Annotated in this window: 8 protein-coding genes and 1 pseudogene; 4 read left to right on the forward strand and 5 right to left on the reverse strand. The window is 59.0% G+C overall.

Going from position 1 to position 8,850, the window contains the following annotated elements:
- Window positions 1–160: 160 nt before the first annotated feature.
- From T5B8_RS12990 to T5B8_RS13000, 3 genes are all read left to right on the forward strand, one after another.
- On the forward strand, window positions 161–982 hold the full coding sequence (locus tag T5B8_RS12990) for a YrhK family protein (RefSeq protein WP_353179360.1): 822 nt from the start codon (window positions 161–163) through the stop codon (window positions 980–982).
- Between the two features lie 172 nt (window positions 983–1,154).
- Complete coding sequence (locus tag T5B8_RS12995) at window positions 1,155–1,589, forward strand: helix-turn-helix domain-containing protein (protein ID WP_353179362.1); 435 nt, start codon at window positions 1,155–1,157, stop codon at window positions 1,587–1,589.
- 5 nt (window positions 1,590–1,594) lie between these two features.
- Window positions 1,595–2,863 carry a HipA domain-containing protein gene (locus tag T5B8_RS13000; RefSeq protein WP_353179364.1) on the forward strand — a complete coding sequence of 423 codons (1,269 nt, stop codon included), beginning with the start codon at window positions 1,595–1,597 and terminating at the stop codon, window positions 2,861–2,863.
- Between the two features lie 89 nt (window positions 2,864–2,952).
- On the opposite strand, the gene T5B8_RS13005 is transcribed toward T5B8_RS13000, so the two are convergent.
- The 3 genes and pseudogenes from T5B8_RS13005 to T5B8_RS13015 form a co-directional block, all read right to left on the reverse strand.
- Window positions 2,953–3,681 (reverse strand): gamma-glutamylcyclotransferase, encoded by a 729-nt coding sequence (locus T5B8_RS13005; RefSeq protein ID WP_353179365.1) that lies wholly within the window; start codon window positions 3,679–3,681, stop codon window positions 2,953–2,955.
- A gap of 290 nt (window positions 3,682–3,971) precedes the next feature.
- On the reverse strand, window positions 3,972–4,823 hold the full coding sequence (locus T5B8_RS13010; RefSeq protein WP_353179367.1) for a hypothetical protein: 852 nt from the start codon (window positions 4,821–4,823) through the stop codon (window positions 3,972–3,974).
- A gap of 380 nt (window positions 4,824–5,203) precedes the next feature.
- Window positions 5,204–6,430 (reverse strand): annotated as a pseudogene (locus T5B8_RS13015) (acyl-CoA dehydrogenase family protein).
- A 175-nt stretch (window positions 6,431–6,605) separates the two neighbouring features.
- Between T5B8_RS13015 and T5B8_RS13020 the strand changes: the two are divergent.
- Window positions 6,606–7,271 carry a transposase gene (locus T5B8_RS13020; protein WP_353179369.1) on the forward strand — a complete coding sequence of 222 codons (666 nt, stop codon included), beginning with the start codon at window positions 6,606–6,608 and terminating at the stop codon, window positions 7,269–7,271.
- A gap of 510 nt (window positions 7,272–7,781) precedes the next feature.
- On the opposite strand, the gene T5B8_RS13025 is transcribed toward T5B8_RS13020, so the two are convergent.
- Together T5B8_RS13025 and T5B8_RS13030 are read right to left on the reverse strand one after the other, a co-directional pair.
- A complete protein-coding gene (locus T5B8_RS13025; RefSeq protein WP_353179370.1) occupies window positions 7,782–8,570 on the reverse strand; it encodes a DNA-binding protein in 789 nt (262 codons plus the stop codon).
- Window positions 8,567–8,850 (reverse strand): hypothetical protein (locus T5B8_RS13030; protein ID WP_502950799.1); only part of this gene is annotated, 284 nt, incomplete at its 5' end. The genes T5B8_RS13030 and T5B8_RS13025, both read right to left, overlap by 4 nt.

Raw genomic sequence — 8,850 nt, forward strand, 5'->3', positions numbered from 1 at the left:
CGCGCGGCGCCGATAAAACATTGCGCGCCGCCTGATTGGGCACGAGGTTTATTGGGCACGTTTATCCGCCACGCGGGTGGCGCGGTGGCTGCATCTTGCATCAAAAGCGTTGCTACCATAGCGAACATGCCGATCGCCGGCACAGCGAAGGGATCGCCCCGTGCCCCACCTGTTTACCAATCGCCATAAACTGTCCGATCTGACCCGCGACACGCCGAACCTGCGTGACGATTTCCGCTGGGAAACGGCCAACGCGATCCTCTACAAGGTCGGCGGTTTTCTGTTCATCGTCGGCAGCGTGTTTTTCTTTCCGCGACTCGAGGCGTATCAGAATATCGGTGCCTGGGTCTTCTTCGTCGGCTCGATTCTCTACCTGGTGGTGACCGGGCACGACATGTTGGAAGTGCGCAAGTTCTGGCACCAGCACAACCGTCACGCCCCCGACCGGCGTCTCGAACTGATTGCTGCGGCCAGCTACCTGGCGGGCACGTTGCTGTTTACGGTAGGCAGCCTGTTCTTTCTGAGTTGGTGGGGCTGGTTCATCGCCGGCGCCTGGTGCTTCATTATCGGTTCGCTGCTTTTCGTGCTCGGGGCGGGCGTGAATGTGCTGCAGATTGTCCAGGCCCCCTCGCTGCTGTCCATGCAAATGACCAATCTGACGGCGGTCACTTTTGTGGTGGGCTCGGTGCTGTTCGCGGTCGCCTCGGTTCCCTACCTGTGGACCTTCGACAATCTGGCGAGCAAGCAGCGGTTGTTCAGCTTTCTGGCCTGGCAGTACCTGATCGGCAGTCTGCTTTTCTTTCTCGGCGGTGTCTTCAACTACTACCGCGCCTATGTGCTCATGTGCCGGCATCGCGATGGTGAAAGCCGCCACGCCAACGACGATGTGCTGCTCATGTCGTATATGCGCGGCGATATCAGTGCCGCCGAGTTTCGCCGCGCCTGCCGCGCCAAAGCCCCATCGTCACAGAGTCTTTCCTGAAAAGGCCTGGCGCCAACCGCCTGTCGGGATTTCAACCTGAAACCACCCCTGCTCCGTGGCATGCCAGGAATCGGCATATCAACTGGATGATAAAAACCAAATATCGCTAAATCGAATAAAACACGTTTATCATTTGAGTGATATTATTTAGTTATCAGTAAAACGCATACCGATGCAGCTGCCTCTCGCCATGCAAGTTACGACACTCAAACAGCTTGGCGCCTTCATTCGCGATCAGCGACGCCAGCGCAACTGGACGCAGATGCAGCTCGCACAGGCCTCGGGCACCTTGCAGTCGTGGTTGTCCGGCGTGGAGAAGGGCAAGGGCAACCCGGAATTCGGCAAGATCATGGCAGTGCTGCGCGCATTGGACGTCACGCTGGATCTGCAACGACCACGGCCCGCGCCGGCGCACGCACCGCCCGCGAAAACCGGGACGACGCAACCGGCTCGCCCCCGCACGCAGCGTCGTATGTCTTCTGGCGAACTTGCCACACCTCAAGGTGATCGCGCCGTGGGGACATCCCGTACGAGCGCGCGTGCGCCTGCAATCGCACCGACGGTTCAGTCGCTACGTAATCGCTTCCGGAAGAAAGACGAGACTTAGCCGGCATGGAGCACCGGGCCGCGCTTTTCGTGAATGACATCCGGATCGGTTCGATTACGCGGCTGACCGGCGGCCGGTTCGAATTCGCCTACGACGCAACCTATCGTGCAGACGAAGCCAACCATCCGTTGTCGTTGTCCATGCCGATGACCGCAGCCGTACACCGCGATTCGCGTGGCGAGGCGATCGTCACCCACTTCCTGTGGGGCCTGCTGCCCGATGACCGCAATGTTCTGCAGCGTTACGCAGCGCACTTTTCGGTACCCGAGACGGACCCACTGGCTTTACTCGAGGCCATTGGGGCGGATTGTCCGGGGGCGCTGAGTTTCGCCAGCCCCGACCGGGGCCAGGGGCTGGCACTGCTCGATGAAACACACATGGCCGACGTCATCGAGGGGCTGCAACGGGGTCGCACATCCGCCATTTTCGGTCGCAATCCCGGCTATTTCTCTTTGGCCGGTGCCCAGCCAAAAACCGCACTGGTTTATCGCGATCGCCAGTGGTACATGCCGCTTGGCGACGAACCGAGCACACATATCGTCAAGCCCGCGATGCGTGACCTCGAAGACCAGCCCCTCAATGAGCATTTCTGCCTGCAACTTGCGCGCGAGGCAGGACTTAGCGCCCCGAACTCATGGGTCGAGCGCTTCGGCGCCGACCAGGCCGTGGTGGTCGAACGATTCGACCGGTTGGCCGATAATGGATTCTCCACCCTGCGGATACATACCGAGGACATGTGTCAGGCCCTGGGCTATGCGCCGAGCCAGAAATACGAGCAGGACGGCGGGCCCGGGATTCGTGCGATCGGCCAACTGCTGCGCGACAACGCCACCCATCCCGCCGCCGAACTCGAACAGTTCATGCGGGCAGTGATGTTCAACGTGCTTGTGTGCGGCACCGACGCCCATGCCAAGAACTACTCGATCTGGCATGTGGCCGGACCCGAGCTCGCGCTTGCACCGCTTTACGATATCAACAGCCTATATCCGTATGCCCTGCGCCGTAATGAGCGCAAGATGGCCATGGCCGTTCGCGGTCACCGGATTCAGCACGACATCCGCCCGGAACATTTCGTGGTCGAAGGCGAAGCGCTGGGTCTAACATCGGCACAGGTTCTGGCCTGGCTGCGTGACATGGCCGAACAGCTCCCAGACAAAGCCGAGCACACACGCACCCAGATGCCCTGCCAATCCAAGGTGATCGATCAAATCGTCGATGAAATAAAGCGCTACGCTGCGCGTCTGCTCCGACAGGTGCGCATCGCGGCCGGGTAAGTCGTCCGTGTTAGCCGGCCGCCGTTATAGCGAGCATGCCGCAGAGTGCATCCGACGATCGCAATGCTTAATCGCACCTCGGGTCGCGATCACGCCTCGGCATTGCGCGCGGCGACCGCCGCGTTCACCCGTGCACGCAGCGTGCGCAGCCGACGATCATGGATGCCCTGGTCGTCGAGATGGGCCACGGTACTGTTCAGATATTCCGCAGCCGAACCGATCATGCCGTGGCCGGTGGCCAGCATGTCGATGACCGCCGAATCGTCCAGGCGTGCGCAAAAACTCGGGTGCGCCGCGTTGGCGACAAAGGTCATCGCCGGCAGCGACGCGCCGTCGCGGTCGTACAGCGTGACCCAACGCGGCGTATAGACGCCGGTAAGCATTTCGCGCCGCCAGATCATCAACAACTCGTGAGACAGATCGTCGGGCGGCAACCGCAGCCCCATCCCCCGGCAGGAACCGCCGGCCACCAGCCCGAGCATCAACCCCGGCGCGTCGGCCGAACCACGACCATGCGTCAGCCGGATACGAAAATCACGATGAAAGCCATATAGCAGCACGTCTCGCCACTCGGCCACCGGCACGCACGGGTTCCAAAGCAGCGATCCATAGCCGAAAACCCACACCCCCGTATCGAGATCGACCGTGGGTGGGCGCTGTTCCAGCATCGCGCCGATCGAGCTTTGCATCTGCGCATCGCTCAGCATCGCCACCCCCGGATGCGCCGCCGCCAGCGCCCGACGTAATTCGTCGCGTTCAAGCACCTCGCGGGTAATCCCGTTGGGCAACGCACGATTGCGAGGGTCGGATTGCGTCATGCCGCCATTATTACGCCGCATAGGCGTTGCTGATCAAAAAGCGTTAGCAAAGCCAGTGCAAAAAACGGGCCCGATTGAGCTCTTCCGCTCAGCCAATCGCGGCGGGTCAAGGACGATCACACCAGTGATAACCGTGGTCACACCTAAACGCTTCACGGATGTCTACCGACACCAGCTCTTAAATCAAATCGCGATAAACTTGATTAATACACCGTTCCCAGTATCGACGCCTGGCATCTCCAAAGATTTGCGGCCTATTCGCAACCGGCGTCATTCGACCCTAAGTAAAGTCAAAGACGAACATCGAGCCCCGATGCTGGCGTGGGCGTACCGGAGTCGGACTCACGTAGAAGGAGTGAATAGACGTTACCGTCGAAGGCGACGAGATAGCCTCGTACACCCAACAAAAACGATTTAACCGGTTGGACAGCCTGCGCCTTCAAACCGGCGTCGTTTGCGATCCCTTTGACTAAGTAATACGCCGTGTTGATGTACTCATTGGCATCGTACTTGCCTTTATACGCGGGCGCCTTTTGCGGAAGCGCGATGTAGAGCTGATCGCCCGCTTGACTTGAGGAAATCCGGAATTTCACGCCATCTAACGACAAATTCAGCTGCGCACCAAAAAGCGTGGAACAGTGCCTTGTTAGCGAGTAGTGAGTATTACAAGTCAGCTTAATTTGCGATACAGACTGGCTGTCCGGCGGGACATGGATCTCTGCATTCGGATCCGATGCTGCCTGTTGCTCCGCGCGCGTCGCCCGAAATAGTGTCAACGCGCCCGAACGGTTGCAGTCTGCAACACCGTAAAACCGCGGACTATGACTGTTGCTGGCGTAGACCATGCCGGATGCATAAGCGATGTCAGAGTGAAACGCTTCATCTTCGCGAAGATCGTAGCCATAGTCATCGCTTTGGCACAGTTCTGCAGCACGCCGGTGCCAAAGCGCTCTCGCTTGTTTTGGCGAGGTATACGCGTTCGCGTTGTAATAGATTTCGTGGACACCCGGCTTAATCTCGCGATCTACATAGCCGGACGCATCCGCGTGGGCGTTAGCATCACGCGGCCCGTACGCCGTGGCACACCCCGCGACGACCAAGACCCAACCCCAGCTCAAGCACAGCCAAAACCACTGGCGCATACATCCCCCTTCATACCTTTGCTCACACAGTAGCGCGGTTAAGTGACTTTCCGAAACGGTGCACGGCATTCAGAGGTTATTCGGTTAGGTTATTCGGGGTTATTCGGGGACAGTATACTTAACTCACCCGACCCCAGTCTCGGTTATTCGGGGACAGTATACTTAACTCACCCGACCCCAGTCTCGGGCGGACCAACCCCGAGCCGGGGCACATGTCGAACACGGCCGCTACCCCGTCAATCGCGCCGATCGCGAGGCGGTGAAACAACGCGTGGATACGCTGCCCAGCCAGGATGCCATCGCCCGCCGTAACGGGGCGCTTTCCAAGGAACCGGCCGGCGCGCTCGATCGACCTAACGGCAGCCGGGCGCGGCTCATGCTCAGGTGTACCAAGTCGGCTCAGGAATCTCGCCGAGTAGGGCGAAGCGACCGACCTCAACCCGTTTGTAGGCAATCGGGTCGTGCAGGCTGTGGGTTCGTAGGTTGCGCCAGTAGATATCGAAGCCGTACTTGTTGGCGCTGGCCCGTGCGCCAGTCAATTCGTACAGGCGGGTGGCGATATCCAGCCCAGTCTCCACGATGCGCTGTTTGGCCGCAGCCACTTTCACAGCCGCTTCACCGCGCTCGCGGGCGGTGCAACAGCGCGTCGACCACGGCCACGGTCTGTTCCACCAATGCCTGGCTGGCCCAAAGCCGCGACTGCAGATCGCCAAAGCCGTCGAGCACATAAAACTCGTCGGCAGCGCGGGCCTTGTTATCGCCGCCGTAGGGCCATGGGCGCGTGTTGCGACGGTTGTATTCGAGCGCGGCCGCCAGCGCGCCTTCGGCAATGCCCAGATAAAAGCTGGTGAACACCAGCTGGATGGCCGGCACGTTGAGGGTGGCATACACGCTGGGCTGATAGCGTTTGTTCACGAAGCCGAGGGCGTCGCGCCAGGGGACTTCCACATCGCGGATCACCACCCCGCCGGATTCGGTCAGACGCTGGCCGAGGTTGTCCCAATCGCCGAGAAATTCCAGCCCGTCCTGGCGGGAATCCACCACCGCGAACACATGCTCGCCGCTGTTTTCCAACACGCCTTCCAGGACGGTCAGATCCGCCACCCGGCTGCCCGTGGAAAAGCTCTTGCGGCCGTTGAACACGAGCGTGTCGCCCGTGTCCGTCACTTTGAGATCGTTATCACGCGGGTTCACCGCGCCGCCGAAGAACAGCTGCCCGGCGGCATAGCGGCGTTCGATGGCCTCGATCTGCTCCGGCGTGCCCACCAGACGCGCCGCCCAAGCCCAGAGATAGTGATACCCCAGCAGCTGCCCGATCGAACCATCCCCCGGGCCACCTCGCGAATCCCCCGATAGGCGGTCGCCCAGCGCTGGCCACCGCCACCCAGGGCATTCGGCGCCAGCAACGTGACCAGCCCGGCGTTCTTGAGCAGTTCCACCTCGGCATGCGGGCTGCGATTGGCGCGATCACGCACGACCGCATCCTCGGCCAGCAGATCGCCCACGCTGCGGGCCCGCTCGATCCAGCCTTGCGGCGTATCCGGCCAGGCATCCGGTTGCCAACCGAACGCATCGACCCCTTCCTGCTTGATAGACACTGCACTCATCGCTGCTCTCCATCGAAAGACGCATCGGCGCGGCCCCATGCCGTCACCGCAGGCCGCCAGTCTCTGCAACGAAGTGAGCGCCGCGCCAATCACAAATCCGCAAAAGCAAATCGCGCAGCATTTATTCGGGGACAGTATACTTAACTCACATACCCAATCCTGCTAGAGCACCCGCATGGCCCGTCTCGCCCGTGTCGTTTTACCCGGCACACCGCACCACGTCACCCAGCGCGGCAACCGTCGCCAGACCGTTTTCTTCCATGACGACGACTACCGCTACTACCTATCGCTGATCAACGAGTTCGCGGCGAAAGCGGATACCGCCGTGATCGCCTACTGCCTCATGCCCACCCACGTGCACTTTATCCTCACGCCCAGCCATTCGGACGGCCTGCGTGCAGCCCTCGGCGAAGCCCATCGCCGCTATACGCGATATATCAACTTCCGCGAAAACTGGCGCGGCCACCTCTGGCAGGAGCGGTTTCATTCCTACCCCATGGACGATGCCCACCTCTGGGCCGCCGTACGCTATGTGGAACGCAATCCCGTAGCCGCCGACATCGCCAGCGACGCCACCGAATGGCCGTGGTCGAGCGCCAAGGCCCATGTGTCGAACCGAGCCGACCCGCTGATCAAACTCTCAAGCCGACCGAATCTGGCCGACGACTGGCGCGAGTACCTCGCCGCCGGCGTGCCCGCTGACGAAGCCGAACAGGTCGAACAACATCTACGCACCGGCCGCCCGCTGGGCAATGAGGTGTTCATTGACCGGGCCGAGAAGCGGCTTGGGCGAACGCTTCATCGGCAACTGCCGGGGCCGAAGCCTAAGGCCCAAGAGTGAGATAAGTATACTGTCCCCGGATACGCGCCAGACACGCTCTATCACGCCCTCGCTTTAAACACCCCGGGCGCCGTTTTTATTACGGCCGACCGGCGCTACCACGACAAAGCATCAGCACACTACGATCAAAGCATGTTGCTCGAAGACTTGGGTTCGTCGCTATAGAGCGGCGAGGTCTTCCATTGCTGCGAGCTGTGGTGCGAGCTGTCGAACGAGACGATCGACCCGCATTCGTGGAAAGCACGGTTGCCGCATCGCCATCTTGCGGGCTCAGTTCGTGGGCGAGGAAACGCGCCGTTACTTCGGGCCGTACTGCGCCGCATCAACATCTGTATCGCGCCGTCTGAAGCTGAACATTCTCAGCTGAAAGCGAGATCAGTATACTGTCCCCGGATATCCCGGATATCCTGCCGGATATCCAGAATTGGCACCTGATCTGGGTATCCGTTACAGCCGGAACGCCTCATACTGTTACCCGATATCAGTCTCCCGATATCAAGTTATTTATAGTCATTCAAAATTAACTTTTTCCACCAACAACCTATAATCTTCGGTAGCCATTGGTTCAAAAGAATCAGGGAAACGCCCAGAAATCTCTACCATAACCCTTTGATTATACGGCGCCGGAGGTGGGTTAAACCGCACTACACATGCTTTCAAATCACTAGGAGCCTCCGACATTGCCTTTAGCATATCGCTGACAAGATACCGCGGCGCCCAACCGATAACATAATACTCAGACGGTGTTTGAAGCTGTACCGCTGCCGGAGCCGCCGGGTTATTAAACTCAAGTGTAACTTGTAATGGCTCGCCTTGAATTAGTTTTGCAACCCGACTTTGCGAATGGTCATTAACATGGCGCCATCCATGCAGGAAAAACCGGCTACGAAAGGCACCGCGGGCGCCTTTTTTGATCTTAGGAAAAACTTCTAAGTTATCTGTTTGCCTTGCCCCACCGGTTAGAGCGAGAACCTCGAATGGTTCGCTACGTTTTTCCGTCAGACCTAGGCGTTTTACGGTTTCAGAATAGTCTTTCCGCGAGGGATTAGGAAGCCTATTGCGAAATACCGAAAATAGCTCCTTTGATCTATATACTTTTTCCAAGTCTGGAAACGCTTCAAGGGGCTCGAAGCCTGCTTCCTGTTTCGCTTTAAGTGCGCCTTGCGTATAACAAAAAGTATACTGACGTTCTGGCCCATCTGTATCCAAGCGTCCGATTGGATACCATCGACGCGTTCCAGAACGGCCATCTGGATTTGAGCGTTTGTATTGCCACGCAACGAACAATGAATCAGTCATTTAAATTCAATCAGACGATTGTAGGTGTAACGCAGTAGCTGCTTAGCGAAGTCTCGGCAACTAGCGCCGATGCACTGTACAGGAACTCGATCAAGAGGCGATAGCAAATCTTCGCAACCTATTTGGCGCAGTTCGGTAAGCCATGGTGCAAGATATTGTGGCCACTTGCGATAAGCAGCTTCAGCTAGCTTAAGCGGATTAGCGCCGTGGCGCCCCTGTGGAAGAAGAAAGAGGGAGTGCACCATTCCTTCTGTAAATTGGCCTGAGCCGGAAAGGTGAC

It is taken from the genome of Salinisphaera sp. T5B8 (assembly GCF_040361255.1).
In the GTDB taxonomy this organism is placed as follows: domain Bacteria; phylum Pseudomonadota; class Gammaproteobacteria; order Nevskiales; family Salinisphaeraceae; genus Salinisphaera.

Bases quoted from the DNA above. Each gene is read 5' to 3' on its own strand.
- T5B8_RS12995 (WP_353179362.1), top strand. From the start codon at position 1,155: ATGCAGCTGCCTCTCGCCATGCAAGTTACGACACTCAAACAGCTTGGC.
- T5B8_RS13000 (WP_353179364.1), top strand. From the start codon at position 1,595: ATGGAGCACCGGGCCGCGCTTTTCGTGAATGACATCCGGATCGGTTCG.
- T5B8_RS13005 (WP_353179365.1), bottom strand. From the start codon at position 3,681: ATGACGCAATCCGACCCTCGCAATCGTGCGTTGCCCAACGGGATTACC.
- T5B8_RS13010 (WP_353179367.1), bottom strand. From the start codon at position 4,823: ATGCGCCAGTGGTTTTGGCTGTGCTTGAGCTGGGGTTGGGTCTTGGTC.
- T5B8_RS13020 (WP_353179369.1), top strand. From the start codon at position 6,606: ATGGCCCGTCTCGCCCGTGTCGTTTTACCCGGCACACCGCACCACGTC.
- T5B8_RS13025 (WP_353179370.1), bottom strand. From the start codon at position 8,570: ATGACTGATTCATTGTTCGTTGCGTGGCAATACAAACGCTCAAATCCA.